The organism is Micromonospora sp. NPDC050187 (genome assembly GCF_044459745.1).
Lineage (GTDB): Bacteria > Actinomycetota > Actinomycetes > Mycobacteriales > Micromonosporaceae > Micromonospora.
The window spans coordinates 38034-62231 of sequence record NZ_JBITJH010000020.1 but is presented as its reverse complement, the minus strand read 5'-3'; the positions used below and the strand labels follow the sequence as shown (position 1 = coordinate 62231).

The following is a 24198-nucleotide window of genomic DNA, read 5'->3' as shown; positions in this document are numbered from 1 at the left end:
TCCTCCTTCTAGGAAATGCGGTTGTCGGTGGGAACGGAGGCGTGCGGCGTGTCGCGCCGCGCCAGGTCGTGCGTGAGTCGTGCGGAGAGCGCGGCCAACACTCCGGCGCGCTCCCGCTGGACGAAGAAGTGGTCGCCGGGAAGCATCTCCAGGGCGAACCCGGCCGTGGTCTGGTCGCGCCAGGCGGCGAGCTGTTCCTCGGTGACCTTGTCGTCCCGCTCGCCGCCGAAGACGGTCAGCGGGACGTCCAGCGGCGGCTCGGTCTGGTGGATGCGGGTCTCCACCATGGCGAAGTCGGCGCGCAGCACCGGCAGGTACAACGCGATCGTCTCCGGGTCGCCCAGCATCTCCTCCGGGGTGCCGTCCATCGCCCGCAGCTTTTCGATCAGCCGGGCCTCCGGCAGCCGGTGCAGCGGCGGTTCCAGGTCGGGCAGGTGCGGGGCGCGGGCCGCCGAGACGTACAGGTGGGTCGGGGCGGGCAGCTCCCGCCGCCGCAGGTGCCGGGTCCACTCGTACGCGACCAGGCCGCCCATGCTGTGCCCGAACAGCGCGAACGGCCGGTCGAGGTACGGCCGCAGCACCGCGCCGAGCGTCTGGACCAGCTCGGACATCCGGGTGAACGCCGGTTCCCGGTGCCGCTGCTCCCGGCCGGGGAGCTGGATCGGGCACACGTCCACCCCATCGGGCAGCTCGCCGGGCCAGGTGCGGAACAGCGCCGCGTTGCCGCCCGCGTACGGCAGGCAGAACAGTCGCAGTCGGGCGTCCGGGTCCGGGAGGCCCCGGACCAGCCAGTCGGCGGGGTCGGCGCTGACCTCGACGGCCGGCCGGGCCGATCCGGTCGACCGGCGCGACACCACCGGTCGGGGCACCGGCGCCGACTGCGGGACAGCCGGGCCGGCGGCCGGATCCGGTGACCGGGCGACGGCCGGAGCCGGGCCGCCGGTGGCGGGAGCCGGGCCGGCAGTAGCCGGAGCCGGGCCGTCGACCTGGGCCAGGACGTGGCCGACGATCTGCTCGACGGTGATCCCGGAGAGGAACTCCTGGGCGGGGATCTGCGTGCCGTACATGACGCGGAGACGGTTGCGCAGCTCGAAGACCATCAACGAGTTGAGGCCGAGCCCCAGCAGGGGTTGGTCCACCTCGAGCTGCTGCGGCTGGAGTCCCAGCACCGCCGCGATCTGCTCCCGCAGGTAGCCGGTGAGGACCGTCTGTCGCCGGGCGGGAGCGACGGTCAGCAGCACGGCCCGGCTGGTCGGTGGCACCGTGGCGGCGTCGAGGTCGGTGGATTCCGGGCTCGTCCCCGCTCCACCCGTCGCGCCGGGCGGGGCGCTGACGTCGACCGGTCCGCCGGGCAGGGCGGCGCGGAGCCGGGGCACGGCGGCCATGGACACCGCCGGGGTGAGCGCGCCCGCCGGGGCGTCGGCGCGTACGCCGAGCGTGGACCGCAGACCGGTCACCTCGGCGACCGGACGCAGCTCGGCGTCGAGGAGCCGCACGTCACCGGTGAGCGTGTCGTCGCCGACCGCGCGGAGCTGGACGTGCGCCCACAGCTCACCGGTCGCCCGCCGGTGCACGCGCAGCCGCTCGACCACCGTGGGCCGGTATCCGGCGGTGGCGGCGGTTGGGTCCGGCGCGACGACCGGCAGCAGGTCGAACACGCCGTCCAGCAGCCGCCAGTCCAGTGGCGACCCACCATCGGCCGCCGGGGCGGCGAGCAGCGCCAGCAGCTCACCGTCGCGCCGCCACAGCCGCCGCACGGTACGCGCGCCGGCGGTGTCGGGCAGCCCCGCCGCGACCCGGCTGTTCCGGTACGCGCTGCCCGGCACGTCGGTGGCGCACCGCTGCCGGATCGCGTCCGGGGTCTCCTGCGCCAGCAGGTACGGCCGCCCGGCGGCGGGGACGGTACGCAGGGCGCCGCGGGCGTGCCGGGTCCACGGCCCGTCGGCTCCGGCGGGTCGGCCGAACACCTCCCAACCGGCGGTGCCGTCCCGCGGGCCGGTGACCGCAACCTGGACGAGGTTCCCCTCCCCCGCGAGGGTCGCCTCGAACGTCACATCGGTCAGCGCGCAGGCCGGCGCTCCGGCGAGGGAGGTGGCGGCGGTGAGCGCCAGGTCCAGGTGGACCGCCTCGGGCACGGCCGGCTGGCCGTCGAGGTCCGGCCAGGCGGACCGGTCGACGGGCAGCTCCCAGAAGTGCTCGCCACCGGGCGCGGCGGCCCGGAAGTACCGCTCGGCAGCGGCCGGCACGCCGGCTCCGGTCGGGTTGGCCGGCGCGGCTCCCGCCGGACCGGCCGCCGTCGCTGTCGTCGGGCCGGCCGCCGTCGTACCGGTCGGGGCGAACTCCAGCCAGCAGCGCTGTCGCTGCCAGGGGTAGTACGGCAGGCGCAGCACCGGCCGGTCGGCCGGGTGCTGGCGACGCCAGTCCACCCGGTGGCCGAGCGCCCAGAGCGCGCCGAGGGTGCCCAGCAGCACGGCCCGCTCGTCCTCGTCGCGCCGCAACGAGGGCAGCGCCGCCACCGGCCGGTCGGCGTGCCGCGCGCACTGCTCGACCGAGGGCAGCAGGATCGGGTGCGGACTGATCTCGATGACCGCCGTCGGCGCGCTCTCCAACAACCGCCCGAGCACGGTGGCGAAGAGCACCGGCTCGCGCAGGTTGTCGGCCCAATAGTCGGCGGTGAACTCCCGCCCGCCGGTGGGCCGGCCGGTGACCGTGGAGTGGATCGGCACCGTCGACTCGCGGGGCCGCACGTCGCGCAGCTCGGCGAGCAGGTCGTCACGCAGCTCGTCCACCTGCGGGCTGTGCGAGGCGAAGTCCACCTTCACCTGGCGGCAGAACACGTCCCGTTCAGTGAGCGTCTTCAGCACCGTCTCGACGGCCGTGGTGTCGCCGGAGAGGACGGTGGAGGTGGGGCTGTTGCTGACCGCGATGGCGAGCTGCTCCTCCAGGCCGGCGATGGCGGCCCGCGCCTCGTCCAGCGGCAGTTCCACCACGGCCATCGTGCCCCGGCCCCGGATCCGCCGGACCAGCCAGCTACGCCGGCAGATCACCCGGGCCGCGTCGTCGAGGCTGAGCGTGCCCGCGACGTGCGCCGCCGCGACCTCGCCCATCGAGTGCCCGACCACCGCGTCCGGCACGATCCCCCAGGACCGCCAGAGCGCGGCCAGGGCCACCTGGACCGCCCAGGTCATCGGCTGCACCACGTCGATCTGGTCGAGCTGCGAGGTCGCCTCGTCGGCGCGCAGCTCGTCCAGCAGCGACCACGACACGTACGGCGCCAGTGCGGCGGCGCACTCCTCGATGGCCTGCCGGAAGACCGGCTCGGTGTCCAGCAGCCGCCGGCCCATGCCGACCCACTGGCCGCCCTGCCCGGGGAAGACGAAGACCAGCCGACGGCGGACGTGCTGCGACTTGTCGCCGGTGGACAGGCCGGGCCGCACCGCGCCGCCGGAGAACGCGGCCAGCTTGCCCACCAGGTCGCCACGGGAGGTGAAACTGACCGCGAGCCGGTCGTCGTACGGGGTGCGGCGCAGGCTCGCGGTGTGGCAGAGGTCGTCGAGGTCGACGGTCGGGTCGGCGGCGACGACCCCCACCGCGCCGGCCAGGTCGCGCAGCGCGGCCGGGGTGTGGGCCGACAGCGGCAGCAGCCGGGCCCGGTCGTCGTCCCCCAGCGTCGGGGCGGCGGCCGGCGCAGGCGGTTCCTCGACGACCACGTGCACGTTGGTGCCGCCGAAGCTGAGCGAGGTGACCCCGGCCAGCAGCGGCCCGTCGTACGGCCACGGGCCCGGGGCGTCCTGCACCCGCAGGCGGTAGTCGTCGAAGGGGATGTGCGGGTTGCCCTCGGTGTAGTGCAGGCTGGCCGGCAGCTGCCGGTGCTTCATCGCCAGCACCACCTTGATCAGCCCGGCCAGGCCACCGACCATCTGGAGGTGGCCGATGTTGGTCTTGACCGAGCCGATCATCAACGGGCGGTCGCCGTCCCGCCGGGACCCGAGGACCGTGCCGAGCGCCTGCGCCTCGATCGGGTCGCCGAGGATGGTGCCGGTGCCGTGCGCCTCGACGTACTGCACCGCTGCCGGGTCCACGCCGGCCCGCTCGTACGCCTCGCGCAGCATCGCCTCCTGCGACAGCCGGCTCGGCGCGGTCAGGCCGTTGCTGCGGCCGTCCTGCACGACCGCGCTACCGCGCAGCACCGCGTAGATGGGGTCGCCGTCCTCGATCGCCCGGGACAGCGTCTTGAGCACCACCGCCGCCACGCCCTCGCCGAGCACGATGCCGTCGCCCCGGGCGTCGAACGCCTTGCACCGGCCGTCCGGTGACATCACGCCGAGCTTGGTGAACCAGACGAAGCCCTCCGGCTTGAGGAACAACCCGGCGCCGCCGGCCAGGGCCATCGTGCAGTCGCCGCTGCGCAGGCTCTCGCACGCCTGGTGCACGGCCAGCAGCGACGACGAGCAGACCGCGTCCATGGTGTAGCTGGGGCCGCGCAGGTCGTAGACGTACGACAACCGGTTCGCCACGATGGAGCCGAACGAGCCGGTCGCGGTGTAGACGTTCGCCAGGTCGGGGTTGTTGAAGTTCAGCCAGCCGTACTCGCTGTGCGCCAGGCCGACGAACACGCCGGTGCGGCTGCCGCGCAACTGGTCGCGCACCTGGCCGGCATCGTCGAACGCCTCCTGCGCCACCTCCAGCATCAGCCGCTGCTGGGGGTCCATGTTCGCCGCCTCCCACGGCGAGATGCCGAAGAACGCCGGGTCGAAGCCGTCGATCCCGTCGAGGAAACCACCCCAGCGGGTGCTCATCTTCCCGGGCGCCTCCGGGTCCGGGTCGAAGTACGCGTCGGTGTCCCACCGGTCGGCGGGCATCTCCCGGATCACGTCCCGGCCGTCGCGCAGCAACCGCCAGAACGACTCGGGGTCGTTCGCGCCGCCGGGCAGCCGGCAACCCATGCCGATGACCGCGATCGGCTCGGTCTTCGCGCGCTCCACCTCGGCGAGCTGGGCGCGCAGTTCGCGGATGCCGAGCAGCGCCCGTTGCAGCGGGGTCAGATGGTCCGTACGGGCGGCGCTGTCACTCATGGTCGTTCCTGTTCCGTGACTGGGAGAGTTCCTGCTCCAGGAGGGCTTCGACCTCGGCGTCGGAGAGCTGTTCGATCTCCGCCAGCCAGGCGTCCCGATCCGTGTCGACGGCCGGTGCCGCCGTCCGGGCCGGGGGTGGGCCGGCCGGTTCGGTGGGTTCGAGTTCCCCGGCGACGAATCCGGCCAGCGCCTCGACGGTCGGGTAGTCGAAGAGCACCGTCGCGGGCAGCGACCGATCGACGCTGAGGCTGAGCGCGTTGCGCAGTTCCACCGCCATCAGCGAGTCCAGGCCGAGTTCGTTGAGCGGGCGATGAGTGTCCAGAGTGTGCGCGGCAGTCAGGCCGAGCACCCGGGCCGCCAGGTCCCGTACGTGCCCCACGATCAGGTCGTGCCGGTCGTCGGGGGCCGCCTCGGCCAGCAGCGTCAGCAGCGCCCGGTGGTCGGCTCCGTCCACCGCCGGAGCCCCCGCGTCCGCCGTGCCCGCAGCCAGGTCGTCGAGCAGCGGGGGCCGCAGCCCGGTCGGGTACTGCCGCAGGTAGGCGCCCCACTCGACGGCGACGACGCCCACCTGCGCCCGGGGTTGGCCGAGGGCCGCCGCCAGCTCGGCGACACCCCGCTCCGGCTCGATCAGGCCCATGCCGCGCAGCGCCCACTGCCGGTCGTCGTCGACGCCGGCGGCCATGCCCGCGCCCCGCCACGGACCCCAGTTCACGCTCAATCCCGGCAGTCCCTGCCGACGCCGCTCGGCGGCCAGCAGGTCGAGGAAGGCGTTGCCGGCCGCATAGTTGCCCTGCCCGGCGGAGCCGAGCATCGAGGCGACCGACGAGAACAGCACGAAGAAGTCCAGGTCGAGGCCGCGGGTGGCGTGGTGCAGGTTCCACGCCCCGGCGAGCTTCGGCCCGAGCACCCGCTCGAAGCGCGGCCACTCCTGCTGGAGCAGGATGCCGTCGTCCAGCACGCCGGCCGCGTGGACGACCCCGCGCAGCGGCGGCAGGGTCGCGGTGACCTCGCCGACCAGCCGGGTCACCTCGTCCGGGCGGGCGATGTCGGCGCGGACCACCTCGACCCGGGCACCGGCGTCGCGCAGCGCCGCCACGTCCGCCCGGTTGGCGTCGGTGACGCCGCTGCGGCCCACCAGCACCAGGGTGCCGGCGCCCCGGTCGACCAGCCAGCGCGCCACGTGCAGGCCGAGCCCGCCCAGACCACCCGTGATCAGGTACGTCCCGTCGGCGCGGACCAGGTCGTCGGCCTCCGGCGACCCGGCGGAGTCGTCGTGGCTGACGACGATCTTGCCGACGTGCCGGGCCTGCGCCATGTGCCGGAACGCGTCGACCGCCCGGGTCAGCCCGAACACCCGGCACGGCAGCGGCTGGAGCGTGCCGGCGGCGAACCGTCGCATCAGCTCGTCCAGCAGGGTGCGGACCGTCGCCGGCTCGTCCCGGGACAGCTCCACCAGGTCGAAGGCGGTGTAGGTGACGTCGTCCCGGAGCCGGGTCACCTGGTCGGCCGACCAGATCTCCCGCTTACCGATCTCGACGAACCGCCCGCCGGGGCGGAGCAGGCGCAGGCTCTCGACGATGAAGTCCCCGGTCAGCGAGTTGAGGACCACGTCGACCCCGGCACCGCCGGTCCACTCGCGGATCTCGTCGGCGAACGCCAGGGTCCGCGAGTTCGACAGGTGCCGGACTCCCATCCGTCGCAGCACCGGCCACTTGGCGGGGCTCGCCGTCGCGTACACCTCGGCACCGGCGGCCTGGGCGAGCTGCACCGCGGCCAGGCCCACCCCGCCGGCCGCGGCGTGGATCAGCACCCGCTGCCCGGGGCCGAGCCGGGCGATGTGCTCCAGGGCGTACAGGGCGGTCAGGAAGGTCACCGGGATCGTCGCCCCGTCGGCGTCTCCGACCGCTGCCGGCAGCGGGGCCACCAGGTCGGCGTCAACGGTCACGAAGCTGCCGAAGCTCGCCGGGGCCAATGCCACCACCCGGTCCCCCACCGTCAGGCCGGGGACGTCCGCGCCGAGCGCCACCACCTCGCCGACGCATTCCAGGCCGAGCGGTCCCGCCTCACCCGGGTACATGCCGAGCGCGTTGAGCACGTCGCGGAAGTTCAGTCCGGTCGCCCGGACCCGCAGCTCCACCTGGCCGGCCGCCGGTGCCTGCCGGGCCACCGGCCGGAACACCAGATGGTCCAGCACCCCGGGGGTCGCCACGTCGAGCCGGAACGACTCGACGCTGGGCAGCGCCAACGGCCGGCCGCCGTCGTCCGCCGCGCAGCGGGCCAGGCGGGCCACGTGCCGCTGGCCGCCCCGCCGGGCGACCTGGTCGTCCCGCCCGTCGGCCCGCAGCTCGGTGGCGAGGAACGCCACGTCGGCGGCGGTGTCGCCGGCCGGGTCGAGGTCGATCCTGGTGCAGCGCAGCTCGGGGTGTTCCAGCGCCACCGCGCCGGCCAGGCCCCACAGCGGGGCCTGCGCCAGCGCCAGCGGCCCGCCCGGCTCGCTGACCGCCTGGGCCCCCCGGGTCACCAGGTACGTCCGGGGCGACCGGCTGCGGGTCGCCAGGGCCCGGACCAGGTGCAGGGTGCTGCGGAGCGTGGTCCGCTGGGCGTCCTGGAGGGCCACCAGATCGGCGTCGGGGTCGGCCGGCGTGTCCAGCGCCCACAGGTGCAGCACGCCCTGCCAGTCGACGGTGCCGACCGCGTCGAGCAGCCGGGTGACGTCCTCCGGGCGAGCCGGGTCGATCCGGTACGACCGCGCGTCGTCCCGGGCGAACGCCGTACCGGGCCGGACGAGGGTGCAGGTGTGGCCCTCGGCGGTCAGCCGCGCCGACAGTTCCCGGCCGAGACCGTCCGCGTCGGCGAAGACCAGCCAGGCACCCGCCCCGGCGGGAGCCTCGACGGTCCCGGTCAGCCCGGCGACCGGCCAGGTGATCTCGTAGCGCAGGTCGCTCCGGGCCGGCGCACGGCGCAGCGCCGCCGGGTCGACGTGCCGCAGCCGCAGGCCGCGCAGTTCCACGACCAGCCGGCCGGCGCGGTCGACCACCATGACGTCCCCGACGACCTCTCCGGTGGTGGATCCGCTGCTCCAGGCGTACGCCCGCAGCTCCGGATCGGTGGACGGGACGGCCCGCAGCCGCTCCACCCGGAACGGGACGTGGATCGCCAGGCCGTCCTCCGGCTGCGGCCGGGTCAGGCCCAGCAGTTGGAAGCAGGCGTCCAGCAGACCGGGATGCACCGGGTACGGCACGGTCGGGTCGAGCTGTCCGGGCACCCGGATGCCGCTCACCGCCACTCCGTCGCCGGTGCGGACCCGGTCGAGCCAACGGAAGCTCGGCCCGAGGTCCAGCCCGGCGTCGGTGACCCGGAGGTAGAAGGTGTCGAGGTCGTCGAGGGACCGGTCGCAGCGCGCCGTCATCCCGTCCAGGTCTGCCGGCGGCTGTCCCGGTGCGCCGTCCGGGTCGAGTCGGGCGGTGACGTACTCCGTCCAGTCCGGGTCGTCGAAGGTGACCAGGCGGGCCGTGCCGTCCGCCGCCGTCAGGACCGTCTGCACCGGACGCTCCCCCGTGTCCGGCAGCGCCAGTGGCTGGGCGAACAGGACGTCCCGCAGGCCGGGGGCGGGGGTGCCGTTCTCGACTCCCGCCGCCAGGAGCATCGCCACGTGGTGCGCGCCCGGCACCACGAGTTGGTCGTGCAGCCGGTGCTCGGCCAGGAGCGGGTAGGTCGCCGCGCTCAGGGGTGCCTCGAAAACCGTGTCCCGCAACGAGGGCGCCCGCAGCCGCTGCCCGAGTAGTGGATGGCCGCCCGACCGGCGACGGCTCTGGCTGCCCGGCGCGGGCGCCGACCAGTAGCGTTGGCGTTGGAAGGGGTACGTGGGCAGGTCCACCGCCCGGGCGGGAACGCCGTCGGTGATCGCCTTCCAGTCCAGGTCCACGCCCTGGGCGTACAAGCTGGCGACGACGGTCAGCAGTTGCTGCCGGTCGTCCCGACCCCGCCGCAACGACGGCAACCACCGCACCGAGGTGTCGTCGTCCACACACTGCCGGCCGGCAGCCAACAGGACCGGATGCGGACCGATCTCCTGCACGACATCGCAGCCCTGCGCGAGAACCGCCCGCATCCCGTCGGCGAACCGCACCGGAGCCGACACGTGCTCCACCCAGTAGCCCGCAGACGCGGCCCGCTCCCCGACCACCGCACCCGTCACGTTCGACACCAACGTCCGCTGCGGCCCCCGGAACACCACCGACCCGGCGACCTCCGCAAAGGCGGGAAGCATCGGCGCCATTAACGGCGAGTGGAACGCATGCGAGACGTGCAACGCCGTCGTCTTCACCCCGTCGGCCGTGAACTTCTCCCGAACGGCGTCCAGCGCGTCGGTCGGGCCGGCGATCACCGTTTCGGCCGGACTGTTCACCGCCGCCACGACGAGACCGGTGCCACCCAGGAACGGACGGATCTTCTCCTCCGGCAGCGACACGGCCACCATCGACCCACCCGCTGGGAGGGCCTGCATCAACCGGCCGCGAGCCGCGACCAGACGCAGCCCGTCCTCCAGGGAGAACACCCCGGCCACACACGCGGCGACAAGCTCACCGACGCTGTGTCCCAGCAGCACGTCCGGCTCGACACCCCAGTGCCGCCACAACGCCGCGAGAGCCCACTCCACCGCGAACAACACCGGCTGCGTGAAGCCGGTCTGATCGATCACGTCGGTGCCGTCGGACGGGAAGAGGACGTCCAGCAACGGCCGGTGGAGGTCACCCGCCAGCAGCTCCGCACACCGGTCGAGTTCGGCCCGGAACACCGGCTCCGACTCGTACAGGACGCGCGCCATCCCCACCGACTGCGCACCCTGACCCGTGAACAACCAGCCGACCTTGGCTCGACGGCCAGCGGGCACCACGCCATGGACGACCGACCGGTCCTCGTCACCGGCCAGCCAACCCCGCAGCCGGGACACCGCCGTCGCCGCGTCCGGGGCCACCACCGCCAGCCGGTGCGGGAAGTGACTCCGGGTCACCGCAGCCGCCGCACACACCAACCCGAGATCCGGAGCACCGGCACCGTCCAACAGGTCCACGTACCGCTGCGCCACCACCCGCAACGCGGCATCGTCCCGCGCCGACATCGGCAACACGTACGCCGAGCGACCCGGAACCTCCGCCGCGACCGGCTCCGGTGCCTCACCGACGATGATGTGGGCGTTGGTCCCGCTCATGCCGAAGGAACTGAGACCGGCGACGCGGGGCCGCTCGCCACGAGGCCACGGGGTCGGGGCGACCGGGACCTGGATGGGGAGACCGTCCCAGTCGATGTGCGGATTCGGCGTACGGAAGTGCAGGTGCGACGGCACCTGCTCGTGCCGCAACGCCAACACCAGCTTGATCAAGCCCGCCATCCCGGCAGCGGCCTCCAGGTGCCCGATGTTCGTCTTCACCGAACCCACCAGCAGCGGACGATCCGCCGGCCGGTCCCGGCCGAGCACCGAGGCGAGAGCGCGTACCTCGATCGGGTCGCCCAGCGAGGTGCCCGTGCCGTGCGCCTCGACGTAGTCGACGTCACCCGGCTCGACGCCGGCGTCGGCGAGGGCCGCCCGGATCAGGTCCTGCTGCGCCAGGCCGTTCGGGACGGTGAGGCCGCCGCTCGGGCCGTCGTGGTTCACGGCGGTGCCCCGGACGACCGCGAGCACCTGGTCACCGTCCCGCTGGGCGTCCGACAACCGCTTCAGCACCACCACGCCGCAGCCCTCGCCCCGGCCGTAACCGTCGGCGGAGGCGTCGAAGGTCTTGCAGCGGCCGTCCACGGCGAGCGCCTTCATCTTCGACAGGGTGACGAACGCGTCCGGGGCGAGCATCGCGTTGACTCCGCCGACCAGGGCCAGGTCGGTCTCGCCCGCGCGCAGGCTCCGGGTCGCCAGGTGCAGCGCCACCAGCGACGACGAGCACGCGGTGGTGACCGCCATGCTCGGCCCCTGCAACCCCAGCAGGTACGACAGTCGCCCGGCCGGGAAGCTGAGGTCGTTGCCGGTGCCGGCGTACAGGTCGAGCTGGGTGGGATCCCCGGCACCGGTCTGCAACTGGAGGTAGTCGTTGGTCATGATGCCGACGAAGACCCCGGTCGGCGTGCCGACCAGACGGTCCGGCACCTGACCAGCGTGTTCGAGTGCCTCCCAGGACACCTCCAGCAGCATCCGCTGCTGCGGGTCGAGGCTGGCGGCCTCGCGCGGGGCGATGCCGAAGAAGGCCGGGTCGAACTGGTCGATCCCGTCGACGAAGTGCCCCTCGCGGGTGTACATGCGGCCGGGCCGGTCCGGGTCCGGGTGGTAGAAGTCGGTCAGGTCCCAGCGCTCCGGGGGCACCTCGCCGGCCGCGTCCACGCCGTCGCGCAGTACCCGCCAGAAGGCGGCCAGGCCGTCACCGCCACCCGGGAAGCGACAGCTCGCGCCGATGACGGCGATCGGTTCGTGCTGGGCCCGCCGGACCTCGTCCAGCTCGGCTTCCAGTTCCTCGATGGCGACGAACGCACGCAGGAGCGCGGACTGTTCGCCGCGCGTCGGGTCTTCGGTCATTTCCTTCTCCGCTGAGCAAGAGATGCGAGCTTCTTCGCCAACAGGTCTTCCAGGGCGTCCTCGGAGAGGTCCTTGAGGCGCTCGATGGTTCCCGAGGACCGGGGGGACGACTCCGGTGCCGGTTCCTCCGCCACGTCCAGTTCCAGGGCGAGGACGTCCCGGGCCAGGTAGTCGGTGAGGGCCTCGACGGTCGGGTACTCGAAGACCACCGTCGAGGGCAGCGGCCGCCCGAGCTGACCCTGCAACGTGTTCTTCAGTTCGATCGCCATCAACGAGTCGAGGCCGATCTCGAAGAACCTCTGCCGGGGCTCCAGGTGGTACGCCGCCGGCAGGCCGAGCACCGCCACCACCTGGTCGTGTACGTGCCGGCGGAGCAGATCGAGGCGGTCCTGCGGCGGGGTCGCGGCGAGCCGGTCGGGCAGCCGGTCCGCCGGCGGCGACGCGGCCGTACGCTGCTTCGGGACACGCGTCGTGCGGGCCAGTTCCCGCAGCAGCGCCGGTGTGTCGTCGGGCGCGAACCGCCGCAGGTACGTCGACCAGGTGACCGGCAGGACGCCGACCTGGACCGGGTCGGCGCGCAGGATCCGGTCCAGCGCCTCGATGCCCTGCTCGGGGGTGATCCCGCCGATGCCCTGGGCGGCCCACCGTCCCTGGGCCTGGCCGGCGCGGGCCGCCATGCCGGCCTCGGTCCACGGCCCCCAGTTGACGCTGACGGCCGGCAGGCCCTGTGACCGGCGGTGGTGGGCCAACCCGTCGAGGAACGCGTTGGCTGCCGCGTAGTTGGCCTGCCCGGTGGAGCCGAGCAGGGAGGCCGCCGACGAGAACAGCACGAAGAAGTCGAGCGGCAGGTCCCGGGTGGCCCGGTGCAGGTTCCACCCGCCGTCGACCTTGGGCGTCAGCACCCGGACGAAGTCCGCCCAGGGCTGCTGGAGCAGCACGCCGTCGGCCAGGACGCCGGCCGCGTGCACCACGCCGCGCAGGGGCCGGTCGGTCGGGACCGCCGCGACCATCCGCGCCACGTCGTCCGGTCGGGCGACGTCGGCCGACGCGACGGTGATCTCGGCACCCGACTCCCGCAGCCCGTCGAGCGCGGCCACGACCTCGCCGGTGGGCTCGCGTCGACCGACGAGGACCAGATGCCGGGCACCGCGCGCCACCAGCCAGCGCGCGACGGTCAGGCCGAGCGCGCCCAGACCACCCGTGACCAGGTACGTCGCGTCGGCGTCGAGCGGCACCGTCGCCTCGGCCGAGGCCGTGCTCTGCTGCGCTACGAGTCGGGCGACCAACCGCTCCGGTCCCCGTACGGCGACCCGGTCCCCGGTCGGCGGGGCGAGGAGTTCATCGAGCAGGGCGGTCGCCGCGTCCGCGTCGGTGGCGGCCGGATCCAGGTCGACCTGTCCGCCCCACAGTTCGGGGTGTTCCAGTTCGATGACGTTGCCCAGACCCCAGAGCGGTGTCTGCGCCACCGCCACGGGCGACGCGGCGGTGGTCGCACACGCCCCCCGGGTGACCACGTGGAGCTTCGGTGGAGCACCGCTGCTCTCCAGGGCCGCCAGTCCCCGCAGGAGGCGCAGCGCGGTACGCAGCGTCGACTCCTGATCGACCGTGAGGTCGGACAGTCGCGGCTCGACCCCGCCCGTACCGGGCCCGCACAGCAGCACCGCGCCCCGGAAGGGGACGGCCCGGTCGGCGGTGACCGTGCCCAGTAGCGCCGTGAGCCGGGTCGGGTCGGCCGGGTCGAACTGCCAGGTCCCGTCGTCCAGGGCCGCCGAGGACGGACCCGGGTGGGCGAGGACGACCTCCTGCCCACGACCACGGAGTCGCTCCGCCAGAGCCGCCCCGACACCGGGCCGGTCGGCGCAGACCAGCCAACGGCCCGGGGCGTCCGCTGCGGGAGCCGGCAACGGCGCGGGTCGCCAGACCACCTCGTGGAACAGCCCGGTGTCGCGGGACTGGCCGGCGCGCAGGAGAGCCGACCGTTCGGCCCGCTTCAGGCGCAGCCCGTACGACTCGGCGACGAGGCGACCGTCGTCGGCGACCAGCCGGACGTCGGCGGTGAGGGTCTCGTCGTTCGGGTCGCTGCCGGGTCGCAGTCGGGCGTGGCCCCAGAGTTGCCCCTCGACGGTGCGGTGCAACCGGAACCGGTCCACGCCGAGCGGCACGTACACGGTGAATTCGCGTCCGGCGGTCGGCAGGGTCGCGCCGACGATCTGGAAGCTGGCGTCGACCAGGCCCGGGTGGAGGACGTACCGCTCGTGGCGGTCGGTGTCCCGCACCGCGCGCATCTGGCACAGGGCCTCGCCGTCGCGTCGCCAGATCCGGCTCTGCCACCGGAAGCCGGACTCCAGTTCGAGGCCGTCCCGCCAACCCGTGTCGTAGAACCAGTCGACGTAGTCCGGGTCGGGTGCGCACCGCTCCCGGATCGCCGTGGGCGTCTCGTGCGGTTCCACGTCGACCTGCGGCGCCTCGCTCAGGGTGCCGGTGGCGTGGGTCGTCCACGTCTGTTCGTCGGCGCTCCGACTGACCAGCTGGACCGGCCCGTCCTGGTCGGCGGACGCGGCGAGGACGACCTGCACGACCCGGTCCTCCTCCGCGCCGAGCAGCATCGGCTGCGGGAAGACGACGTCCGTCAGGGCCGGGGCGACGTTCCGGCCCTCGGCGGCGGCGGCGAGCATCACCAGGTGGTGGGCGCCGGGCACCACGATCTGGTCGTAGATGCGGTGCTCGGTGAGGAGCGGGTGTGACAGCCGGTTGAGCACCGTCTCGTAGACCGTGCCGGTGAGCGCGGGCGACGAGAGGTTCCGCCCGAGCAGCGGGTGGTCATGTCCGGTAGGAAGGTGCCGGGGCCGGCGGGAAGCAGCCGGCGACCAGTAGCGCTGGCGCTGGAAGGGGTACGTGGGCAGGTCCACCGCCCGGACGGGAATCCCGTCGGTGATCGCCTTCCAGTCCAGGTCCACGCCCTGCGCGTACAGGCTCGCGACGGCGGTGAGCAGTTGCTGCCGGTCGTCCCGGCCCCGCCGTAACGACGGCAACCACCGCACGGCGGTGTCGTCGTCCACGCACTGCCGACCGGCAGCCAGCAGCACCGGGTGCGGGCCGATCTCCTGCACGACGTCGCACCCCTGTGCGAGGACCGCCCGCATCCCGTCGGCGAACCGCACCGGAGCGGACACGTGCTCGATCCAGTAGTCGGCCGTCCCGTAGCCGGTGTCGGCCACCGTGCCGGTCACGTTCGACACGACCGTGCACTGCGGATCCTGCGGGCTGATCTCCTCGGCCGTCTCACGGAACGCCGGGATCATCGGTGCCATCATCGGCGAGTGGAAGGCGTGCGAGACGTGCAGCACGGACGTCTTCACCCCGTCGGCCGTGAATCTGCCCCGCACTGCGTCCAGCACGTCGGCGGGGCCGGCGATCACCGTCTCCACCGGGCTGTTCACCGCCGCGACGACGAGGCCGGTGCCGGCCAGCAGCGGACGGACGTTCTCCTCGGGCAGCGACACGGCCACCATCGAGCCGCCCGCCGGCAACGCCTGCATCAACCGACCCCGGGCCGCCACCAGACGCAGCCCGTCCTCCAGGCTGAAAACCCCCGCCACACACGCGGCGACAAGCTCACCGACGCTGTGACCCAGGACGACGTCCGGCTCGACACCCCAGTGCCGCCACAGGCGGGCGAGAGCCCACTCCACCGCGAACAACACGGGCTGCGTGAAACCCGTCTGATCCAACACATCCGTGCCGTCGGCCGGGAACAGCACCTCCAACAACGGCCGTTCGAGATCCCCCGCCAGCAGCTCCGCGCACCGGTCGAGTTCGGCCCGGAACACCGGCTCGGAGTCGTACAGGACACGCGCCATCCCGACGAACTGCGCGCCCTGCCCCGTGAACAACCACCCCACCCGGGGACGGCGACCCACCGGCACCACACCGTGCGCCACCGACCGGTCCTCGTCACCGGCCAGCCAGCCCCGCAGCCGGGACACCGCCGTCGCCGCGTCCGGGGCCACCACCGCCAGCCGGTGCGGGAAGTGACTGCGCGTCACCGCAGCCGCCGCGCACACCGAGGCGAGATCGGGAGCGTCGGCACCGGTCAGGAGATCGACGTACCGCTGCGCCAACGCCCGCAGCGCGGCATCGTCGCGTGCCGACATCGGCAGCACGTACGCCGAACGGTCCGGGATCCGCGCTTCGACGGTCGGCGTCACGGCTGGCGCCTCGGCCACGACGAGATGCGCGTTCGTCCCGCTCATCCCGAACGAACTCACGCCCGCGACCCGGGGCTTCCCGCCACGTGGCCACGCCCGGTTTCCGGTGGCGACCTCGATCGGGATCCGGTCCCAGGGGATGTGCGGGTTCGGCGTACGGAAGTGCAGGTGCGACGGCACCTGCTCGTGCCGCAACGCCAACACCACCTTGATCAGACCGGCGATCCCGGCGGCGGCCTCCAGATGCCCGATGTTCGTCTTCACCGAACCCACCAGCACCGGACGATCAGCCGGCCGGTCCCTGCCGAGGGCGGCAGCCAACGCGTCGACCTCGATCGGGTCGCCCAGCGAGGTGCCCGTGCCGTGGGCCTCCACGTAGTCGACGTCGGCGGGCGCGACCCCGGCGTCGGCGAGCGCCGTCCGGATCAGTTCCTGCTGCGCCAGACCGTTCGGCACCGTCAGACCACTACTCGGACCATCGTGGTTCACCGCCGAACCACGGATCACCGCCAACACCCGGTCACCGTCACGCTGGGTGTCCGACAACCGCTTCAACACCACGACACCACAACCCTCGCCCCGGCCGTAACCGTCGGCGGAGGCGTCGAACGTCCTGCACCGGCCGTCCGCCGACAACGCCTTCGTCCGGGAGAGGTAGATGGTGCCCTCGGGAGTCAGGACCAGGTGGACCCCGGCGGCAAGCGCGAGATCCGACTCGCCCGACCGCAGGCTCCGGCAGGCCAGGTGCACCGCCACCAACGACGACGAGCACGCGGTGTCCACGGCCATGCTCGGTCCCTGCAACCCCAGCAGGTACGACAGCCGCCCGGCGGCGACGCTGAAGGCGTTACCGGTGCCGGTGTACGCGTCCATGGTGGCCGGATCGGCGGAGCGCAGCAGCAGCGAGTAGTCGTCGGTGCCGATGCCGACGAACACCCCGGTACGGCTACCCGCCAAGCGGGCCGGCACCTGCCCGGCGTCCTCCAGGGCCGCCCAGGCCACCTCCAGCAGCAACCGCTGCTGCGGATCCAGGCTCACCGCCTCGCGCGGCGACACCCCGAAGAACCCGGCGTCGAACCCGTCGACACCCGCCAGGAAGTGACCGGCACGGGTGTACATCTTCCCGGGGGCGTCCGGATCCGCGTCGAAGAACGCCGCCACGTCCCACCGGTCCGCCGGCACCTCGCCGACCGCGTCCACACCCTCCGACAGCACCTCCCAGAACGCCGCCGGCGAATCCACCCCACCCGGGAAACGACAGCCCACACCGACCACCGCGATCGGCTCGGGCGCGGAACGCTTCTGCGCCTCGAGGCGCTTCTGCAGGTCGAGGACGAGCAGCGCGAGGCGCTTGGGCGGCAGGTTGGCCAGCCTCTCCTGTAGCTCGCTCATCTACGCCTGCCCTTCCGCAGTCGATCCGTTCGTGAACAGCCGGTCGATCTCGTCGTCCGACAGTTGCTCGAGGTTGTCGAGCAACGCCTCAAGGTCGTCACCCGGGTCCGTCGGGGGTGGACTCTCGGGTTCGGGTTGCCGCTCCCCGAAGAGCACCGTGTCGAGGTAACCGACGACCGCGTCGACCGTCGGGTAGTTGAACAGCAGCGTGGTGGGCATCTCGTGGCCGAAGGCGGCCTGCACCCGGTTCTTGAACTCCAGCGCCATCAGCGAGTCCATGCCGAGGTCGAACAGCCCCTTGCCCGGGTCGAGGGACGCCTCGTCGAGCATGAGGATCCGCGCCAGCTCACCGGTCACGTGCTCGGTGAGCGCCGTCCGACGTTTTGCGTCCGGCATGGCCGCGAACCGCTCGCGCAGCCGGGGCCCCTCGGCCGGCACCGTCGGCGACCGCTCCGCGGTGGGCTCCCGCCGGACCAGGTCGGCCAGCAGGGGCCGGGCCGCGCCGAGCGGGTACTGCTCGGCGTACCGGGCCCAGTCCACCGGTACGACCCCGACCTGCGGCACCGGCCTCGCCATGATCCGCTCCAGCATCCGCATTCCCCGCTCCGGCGGGATGATGCCGATGCCCCGGGCGGTCCAGCGTTGCTGGTCGCGGTCGGTCAGCCCGGCGGCCATGCCGGAGTCACCCCACGCCCCCCAGTTGACGCTCAGTGCCGGCAGCCCGAGCGCGTGCCGGTGGTGGGCCAGTGCGTCCAGGAAGGCGTTCGCCGCCGCGTAGTTGCCCTGACCGGGTGCGCCGAGCAGGGAGGCGATCGACGAGAACAGCACGAAGTGGTCCAGCGGAAGCTCGCGGGTGAGCTGGTGCAGGTGCCAGGCACCGGTCACCTTCGGTGCGAGGACCCGCTCGAACCGGTCCCAGCTCTGCTGGTGCAGAACCCCGTCGTCGAGGACGCCGGCCGCGTGGAAGACGCTCCGCAGCGGCGGCATCGACGTCTCGATCTCGGTGAGGATCGCCCGTACGTCGTCCGCCCGGCCGACGTCTGCCCGGATCACACGCACCTGCGCGCCCTGCTCAATCAGGGCACCGAGCGTATCGTCGGCCGCCTCCGACGGCCCTCGCCGGCCCACCAGGACGACGTGCCGTGCGCCCCGGTCGACCAGCCACCGCGCGACCAGCAGCCCGAGAGCCCCCAGGCCACCGGTGACCAGGTGGGTGCCGTCGGCGCTGATCTCCAGGCGGGCGTCCGACGGTGCGGATCCGGCCCGGACGACCCGCGCGACGTGGCTGCGCCCGTCCCGCCAGGCGATCTGGTCCTCACCACCGGACGACCGGATGCTGGCGACCACGGCGGCGGCGGGATCGTCGGCCTCGGGATCCAGGTCGATCAGCCCGCCCCACAGGGTGGGATGCTCCAGTCCGATCACGTTGCCCAGTCCCCAGACCGGCACCTGGCACGGCGCGGCGGGGCCGGGCTCCCCCGCCACGGCCTGGGTGCCGCTGGTGACGACCCAGATCCGAGGGGACACCGCCAGGTCGAGCGGGGCGACGGCCTGCACCAGGTGCAGCAGGCTGGCGCAGATCCGCTCGTGGGCCCCGGGCAGGTCCTCGGGTACGGCGTGCGCGTGGTCGAGGCTCCAGAAATGGACGACGCCGGTGATCGCGCCGGTGTCCCGGAGGAGCTGGCGGAAGTGGTCCGGCTGGCCGGGTGCCACCTGCCAGGCGCTGTCGGCCAGGGCTGCGTACCCGTCACCGGCGTGGACCAGCTCGCAGCGGTCGCCCCGGGCCCGGAGAGCGGCGGCCACCGACTCGGCGACCCCGCCGGCGTCCGCGAAGACCAGCCAGCGGCCGGGAGTGCTTTCGTCCGCCGCACCGGTGATCTCCTGGGGCCGCCAGTCCACCTGGTAGAGCCAGTCGCTGTCGTCGCTCCCCCGCAGCTGGGGCAGGCGGGACGTGTCGATCCAGTAGCGTTGGCGTTGGAAGGGGTACGTGGGCAGGTCCACCGCCCGGACGGGAACGCCGTCGGTGATCGCCTTCCAGTCCAGCTCCACGCCCTGGGCGTACAGGCCCGCGACGGCGGTGAGCATCTGCTGCCGGTCGTCCCGGCCCCGCCGCAGCGACGGCAACCACCGCACCGAACCGTCGTCGTCCACACACTGCCGACCGGCGGCCAGCAGGACCGGATGCGGACCAACCTCCTGCACGACGTCGCAGCCCTGCGCGAGGACCGCCCGCATCCCGTCGGCGAACCGCACCGGAGCCAGTACGTGCGCCACCCAATAGTCCGCCGACCCGTAGCCGGTACCGACTACCGCGCCGGTCACGTTCGACACCAACGTCCGCTGCGGCAACCGGAACACCACCGACCCGGCGACCTCCCGGAAGACCGGGATCATCGGCGCCATCAACGGCGAGTGGAACGCATGCGACACATGCAACGCCGTCGTCTTCACCCCGTCGGCCGTGAACTTCTCCCGCACCACGTCCAACGCCTCAGCCGGACCGGCGATCACCGTCTCCACCGGACTGTTCACCGCCGCGAGGACAAGGCCGGTGCCGTCGAGCAGCGGACGGACGTTCTCCTCCGGCAACGACACCGCCACCATCGAGCCGCCCGCCGGCAACGCCTGCATCAACCGACCCCGAGCCGCCACCAGACGCAGCCCGTCCTCCAGCGAAAACACCCCCGCCACACACGCGGCGACCAGCTCACCGACGCTGTGACCCAGGACCACGTCCGGCTCGACACCCCAATGCCGCCACAGGCGGGCGAGAGCCCACTCCACCGCGAACAACACCGGCTGCGTGAAACCCGTCTGATCCAACACATCCGTGCCGTCGGCCGGGAACAACACCTCCAACAACGGCCGTTCAAGCTCGCCATCGAGCAACTCCGCGCACCGGTCCAACTCGGCCCGGAACACCGGCTCCGACTCGTACAGGACACCCGCCATCCCCACCGACTGCGCACCCTGACCCGTGAACAACCAGCCAACCTTCGGTCGGCGACCAGTGGGTGCCACACCGTAGGTCACCGAAGGGTGTTCCTCGCCCGCGAGCCAGTTCTGCAACCGGACGACAGCGGTAGCCGAATCCGTGGCCACCACCGCGAGACGGTGGGGGAAGTGGCTACGGGTCACCGCAGCCGCCGCGCACACCGAGGCGAGATCGGGAGCGTCGCCAGCGTTCAGGAGATCGGCGTACCGCTGCGCCACCACCCGCAACGCGGCAGCGTCCCGCGCCGACAACGGCAACACGTACGCCGAACGGCCGGGCTCCACGGCCGGAACCGCCGTGTCCGACGGCTCTGGTGCCTCTCCGACGACCAGGTGGGCGTTCGTCCCGCTCATCCCGAACGAACTCACGCCCGCGAGCCGGGGTCGGTCGCTGCGGGGCCAGGCCGTGCCGGCGACGGGGATATCGGCCGGGATCTCGGCGAGCGCGATGCGCGGGTTGACGGTGGTGATGTTGACCTGAGGTGGCAGGTGCCCGTGCTGCAACGCCAGCACCGACTTGATCAGACCGGCCACCCCGGCAGCGGCCTCCAGGTGCCCGATGTTGGCCTTCACCGAGCCGAGCAGCAGCGGCCGATCGGTCGTACGGCGTTCGCCGAGCACCGCGCCGAGCGCGGCGACCTCGATCGGGTCGCCGAGGGGCGTACCGGTGCCGTGGGCCTCCACGTAGTCGACGTCGGCGGGCACGACCCCGGCGTCGGCGAGCGCCGTCCGGATCAGTTCCTGCTGCGCCAGACCGTTCGGCACCGTCAGACCACTACTCGGACCATCATGGTTCACCGCCGAACCACGAATCACCGCCAACACCCGGTCACCATCACGCCGCGCGTCCGACAACCGCTTCAACACCACGACACCACAACCCTCACCCCGCCCGTAACCATCGGCAGCGGCGTCGAACGTCCTGCACCGACCGTCCGCCGACAAGGCCCGGGCACGGGAGAGGAAGATGTGCGACTCCGGGATGATCATGAGGTTGACACCACCGGCGAGCGCGAGATCCGACTCGCCCGACCGCAGGCTCCGGCACGCCAGGTGCACCGCCACCAGCGACGACGAACACGCCGTGTCGACCATCAGGCTGGGCCCGTGCAGGCCGAGCAGGTACGACAGCCGCCCGGCGACCGCGCTGCCGATGCCGCCCGTGCCGTAGTAGGTGTCGATGATCGTAGGATCGCCGAGCTTGAGCTGAAGCTGCATGTACTCGTTGCTGATCAGGCCGACGAACACCCCGGTACGGGTACCGGCGAGCTGGTCGGGAACCTGTCCGGCGTGCTCCAGGGCTTCCCAGGCCACCTCCAGCAGCAACCGCTGCTGCGGATCCAGACTCACCGCCTCGCGCGGCGACACCCCGAAGAACCCGGCGTCGAACCCGTCCACGCCGGCCACGAAATGCCCGGCACGCGTGTACGACTTCCCCGGCGCATCCGGGTCCGGATCGAAGAAGCCGTCCACCTCCCACCGGTCCGCCGGCACCTCACCGACGGTGTCCACGGCTCCGGACAGCAGATCCCAGAACGCCGCCGGCGAATCCACCCCGCCCGGCAATCGACACCCCATACCCACCACCGCGATCGGCTCGGCGAGCGGAGGGCGGGCGGTGCTGTCCCGGCCGAGGGCCAGCAGTGCCTGCTTGACCGGGGAGAGATCGGTATCGGCGTCGGTAAGGTGTCGGCGCAGCAGCGACAGGGCCTCGTCCTCGGTGAGGGCGGCGAGCGCGTCGGCGGTGAGAGCGGGGGTGGCCGGCAGGCTGCGGGCCGGCACGGGGGTGTCCAGCCCGAACACCTCGCGGGCGAGGTGGTCGGTCAGGGCGGCGACCGACGAGTACTGGAAGACCAGGGTCAGGGGCAGTCGGTACGTGTCGCCGAGCGCCCGCTGCAACCGGTTCTGGAGGTCGACCGCCATCAGGGAGGTCATGCCGAGGGCGAAGAAGCCCTGCCGGGGGTCGATCGGGGTGTCGTCCTCGGTGCCGAGGGTCTCGGCCACCAGGTCGGCGACCGCGTCGGCGAGCCGGGTCCGACGCTCGGCCCGGACAGCCCCGGCGACCAGCCGGACCAGCTCCGGCACCTCCGCCGTCCGCTGGGCACGGTCGGCCGGGCGGGACTCGATCCAGTACCGCTTCCGCTGGAACGGGTAGGTCGGCAGGACCACCCGGGGCGACCGTCCGACGCCTGGACCCATCGGATCGTCGCCGCGGACGTAACAGGCCGCCTGGCCGCCGGCGTCGCTTGTCTGCAGGGGTCCCCTGCTACCGATTTTTGATGAGGAGGGGTCCCCTGCTACCACCTCAGCCGGGTCGACGACGCCGTGGTGGACGTCGGGGTCGGCGGTGCCGGCGAGCCAGGCGCCAAGCCGGGCGGCGGCGGTCGGCGCGTCGGGGGCGACGACGGCGAGGCGGTGGGCGAAGTGGGTGCGTCCGGTGGCGGCGGTCGCACACACGGCGGTGAGGTCGGGGCCGTCCGGGGTGGTCAGCAGGGTGACGTACCGCTCGGCCAGGGCGCGCAGCGCGGCGGCGTTCCGTGCCGAGAGTGGCAGGACCAGCGGCCCGCCACTGCCGCCGTCGGCGCTGCCCGGCCGGGCGGAGGCGGGTTCGACCGGCGACAGGGACGGGACGTCGGCCGGCGGTTCGGAGATCACCAGGTGCACGTTGACGCCGCCGAGGCCGAACGAGTTGACCCCGGCGAGGCGGGGGCGGGCGGCGGGCGGCCAGGGCAGCGGCGTGGCCGGGAGGACGAACGGCGCGTCGGCCAGCCCGGTCTGCGGGTTGATCGTGTCGAGGTGCAGGTGCGGGGGGATCGTCCCGTGCTGGAGGGTGAGCACCACCTTGATCAGGCTGGCGATGCCGGCGGCCATCTCCAGGTGGCCGATGTTGGTCTTGACCGAGCCGAGCGCGCACGGCCGTTCGGCGTCCCGTCCCGGGCCGAACACGCTGGTCAGGGCGGTCGCCTCGACCACGTCGGCGAGCGGGGTGCCGACTCCGTGTGCCTCGATCAGGTCGACCTGGTCGGGGGTGACCCCGGCGTCGCGCAGGGCGTCGCGGACGACGGCCTCCTGGGCGCCGGCGTGCGGGGCGGTCAGCGCCTCCCCGCGTCCGTTCTGGTTCATGGCGGTGCCACGGATGACGGCGAGGACGGGATCGCCGTCACGGCGCGCGTCGGCGAGCCGCTTGAGGACGACCATCCCGCAGCCCTCGCCCCGGACGTAGCCGTCGGCGGCGGCGTCGAAGCTCTTGCAGCGCCCGTCGGCGGCCATCATCCAGGTCTGGGAGAGCCCGATGGTGGCCTTCGGCGAGAGCATGAGGTTGACGCCGCCGGCGAGGGCGACGGTGGTCTCGCCCGAGCGCAGGCTCTGGCACGCCAGGTGCACGGCGACCAGGGACGACGAGCAGCCGGTGTCCAGGGCCAGGCTCGGGCCGTGCAGGTCGAGCAGGTACGACAGCCGGTTGACCGCGATGCTGAGCGCGTTGCCGGTGACGTAGTAGGCGTTGAGGTTGGTCGGGTCGTCGAAGGCGACCTGGGCGTAGTCGTCGGTACCGATGCCGACGTAGACGCCGGTGGCGCTGCCGGCGAGCCGTCCCGGGACGACCCCGGCCCGTTCCAGCGCCTCCCAGGTGACCTCGAGCAGCAGGCGGTGTTGCGGGTCCATGCTGGCCGCCTCACCCGGGGAGATGCCGAAGAAGTGGGGGTCGAACCGGCCCACTCCGTCGACGAAGCCGCCCCAGCGGCTGTTGGTCGTCCCGGGCTCGGCGAGGTCGGCGTCGAAGAGGGCGTCGGCGTCCCAGCGGTCCCGGGGTACCTCGGTGATCGCGTCCCCGCCGCCGACGAGCAGACGCCAGAAGGCGTCGGCGTCGCCGGCACCGGGGAAACGGCAGCTCAGACCGATCACGGCGATCGGTTCGGCTGCGGACCGGGGTGTCGGGTCCGACGGGTGACTGCGCTCGGGCGCCATT

4 protein-coding genes are annotated in these 24198 nt (G+C 73.2%); all 4 read right to left on the bottom strand.

Annotation, left to right across the window (positions count from 1 at the left end; all coding sequences use genetic code 11):
* Window positions 1-8: 8 nt before the first annotated feature.
* The 4 genes from ACIBJE_RS25265 to ACIBJE_RS25250 are packed head-to-tail and all read right to left on the bottom strand — an operon-like array spanning window position 9 to window position 24197.
* A complete protein-coding gene (locus ACIBJE_RS25265; protein WP_396752409.1) occupies window positions 9-5075 on the bottom strand; it encodes a beta-ketoacyl synthase N-terminal-like domain-containing protein in 5067 nt (1688 codons plus the stop codon).
* Window positions 5068-11637, bottom strand: coding sequence for an SDR family NAD(P)-dependent oxidoreductase (locus ACIBJE_RS25260; RefSeq protein WP_396752407.1), 6570 nt, complete (start codon window positions 11635-11637; stop codon window positions 5068-5070). Before ACIBJE_RS25260 ends, ACIBJE_RS25265 begins: the two co-directional genes overlap by 8 nt.
* Window positions 11634-17237: a type I polyketide synthase gene (locus ACIBJE_RS25255; protein ID WP_396752405.1), complete on the bottom strand. Its 5604-nt coding sequence runs from the start codon at window positions 17235-17237 to the stop codon at window positions 11634-11636. Before ACIBJE_RS25255 ends, ACIBJE_RS25260 begins: the two co-directional genes overlap by 4 nt.
* Window positions 17238-24197 carry a type I polyketide synthase gene (locus ACIBJE_RS25250; protein ID WP_396752403.1) on the bottom strand — a complete coding sequence of 2320 codons (6960 nt, stop codon included), beginning with the start codon at window positions 24195-24197 and terminating at the stop codon, window positions 17238-17240.
* Window position 24198 lies beyond the last annotated feature (1 nt).

Excerpts from the sequence above, each read along its gene's own strand:
- ACIBJE_RS25250 (WP_396752403.1), bottom strand. The coding sequence starts at position 24,197 with ATGGCGCCCGAGCGCAGTCACCCGTCGGACCCGACACCCCGGTCCGCA.
- ACIBJE_RS25255 (WP_396752405.1), bottom strand. The coding sequence starts at position 17,237 with ATGAGCGAGCTACAGGAGAGGCTGGCCAACCTGCCGCCCAAGCGCCTC.
- ACIBJE_RS25260 (WP_396752407.1), bottom strand. The coding sequence starts at position 11,637 with ATGACCGAAGACCCGACGCGCGGCGAACAGTCCGCGCTCCTGCGTGCG.
- ACIBJE_RS25265 (WP_396752409.1), bottom strand. The coding sequence starts at position 5,075 with ATGAGTGACAGCGCCGCCCGTACGGACCATCTGACCCCGCTGCAACGG.